Origin of the sequence: Amycolatopsis sp. lyj-109 (genome assembly GCF_046548995.1) — a bacterium.
Lineage (GTDB): Bacteria > Actinomycetota > Actinomycetes > Mycobacteriales > Pseudonocardiaceae > Amycolatopsis.
Genome location: NZ_JAJPWR010000078.1, coordinates 1 through 507, shown reverse-complemented (window position 1 = coordinate 507; position 507 = coordinate 1). Strand labels below are relative to the sequence as shown.

Annotated in this window: 1 protein-coding gene; it reads right to left on the bottom strand. The window is 70.4% G+C overall.

Going from position 1 to position 507, the window contains the following annotated elements; all coding sequences use genetic code 11:
- Window positions 1-507 (bottom strand): alcohol dehydrogenase catalytic domain-containing protein (locus tag ACLJQF_RS48890; protein WP_410617535.1); only part of this gene is annotated, 507 nt, incomplete at both ends.

Below are 507 nucleotides of genomic sequence, written 5' to 3'. Positions count from 1 at the left end.
CCTGCCGTGCCGATCACCGCTATGCCGCGCTCGCGGGCGATCTGCAGCACCGCCGAACCGACCCCGCCGGACGCGCCGCTGACCAGCAGCGTCTCGCCGGGTCGCACGCCGGCTTCGCGGATGAGACGCAGCGCGGTCTCGACCACGGAGGGGTATCCGGCGGCCTCTTCGAACGTGAGTCCCTCGGGCATCACGGCCCAGGCCGTCAGCACGGCGAACTCGGCGTAGGTGTTCGAACCCTCGCCGAATACCGAGTCGCCGATCTCGACGCCGACCACGCCATCGCCGACCTCGTCCACCACACCGGCGGCATCCAGGCCCACACCGGACGGCAGCACGGTCGGATGGGCACCGAGCACCTGCCCCTCACGCACCCGCCAGTCGACAGGGTTCACTCCCGCCGCCCGCACGGCGATGCGCACTTGACCGGGACCCGCGTGCGGATCCTCGGCGTCGACGAGCTGCAGGACTTCCGGACCACCGAACTCGGTGAAGATCACTTTCTTC